Below are 412 nucleotides of genomic sequence, written 5' to 3'. Positions count from 1 at the left end.
ACCCGTGGGCATACGAGACCTTCGACATCAGCAATGTCACCGTCGAGTGATTCTCGCGGTGCCGGCCCTTGACTTCTCGGGCCGCACGCGACGACATTCGGGCTGCACACGGAACGACATCGTGGTCGTTCCCACGACCACGATGTCGTTCCGTGACGGGACCAGCGGGTTACGTGGGGGCATTGGGTGATGGTTGTGCGCTGAGAGCGCTACGTTGCTCCTCGGTGAGGCGAACCGGGGCGGCAACCACGGTGTAGCTGCTTCCTTCCGAGCGGAGCGCGATCGGGTCGGCGCTCTCGGAGAGCTGTTCGGCGTCGTGTAGGGCGTGGCTGGCGCGGTCCTCCGACCAGCCGAGAGCTGCCGCAAGCTGTCCTACCGTGAGCGGTGCCCGGGCGTGGGTGAGCGCGGCGAA

1 pseudogene is annotated in these 412 nt (G+C 66.5%); it reads right to left on the bottom strand.

The window, feature by feature from the left end:
* Positions 1-169 precede the first annotated feature (169 nt).
* Positions 170-412: pseudogene (locus ELR45_RS36795) on the bottom strand (hypothetical protein); the annotation flags it as partial.

It is taken from the genome of Phytoactinopolyspora endophytica, from assembly GCF_004138495.1.
In the GTDB taxonomy this organism is placed as follows: domain Bacteria; phylum Actinomycetota; class Actinomycetes; order Jiangellales; family Jiangellaceae; genus Phytoactinopolyspora; species Phytoactinopolyspora endophytica.
This window is presented reverse-complemented; position numbering and strand designations above follow the sequence as displayed.